The 256-nt window shown below is 62.1% G+C and carries 1 rRNA gene; it reads right to left on the reverse strand.

Features of this window, described 5'->3' with window-relative positions:
- Positions 1-150 precede the first annotated feature (150 nt).
- Positions 151-256: ribosomal RNA gene (rrf, locus tag ABGV18_RS11590) — 5S ribosomal RNA — on the reverse strand; the annotation flags it as partial.

Here is a 256-nt window from a genome sequence, read left to right on the forward strand (position 1 = left end):
GGGGCGAACGAGGACCGTTTGTCCAGTGGACAAACGCAGCCGACGTGAGCGGCGCGCCCGACGGGGCGCGGCCGGGACCCCGAAAGGGGTCTCCCCATGCCATGAAAAAGCCCCGCCATTCTGAGAATGACGGGGCTTTTCAAATGGGGAGCCTGGCGTTGACCTACTTTCACATGGGGAGACCCCACACTATCATCGGCGATGCGGCGTTTCACTGCTGTGTTCGGGATGGGAACAGGTGGTTCCACCGCTCTAT

The organism is Guyparkeria halopsychrophila (genome assembly GCF_044582135.1).
In the GTDB taxonomy this organism is placed as follows: domain Bacteria; phylum Pseudomonadota; class Gammaproteobacteria; order Halothiobacillales; family Halothiobacillaceae; genus Guyparkeria.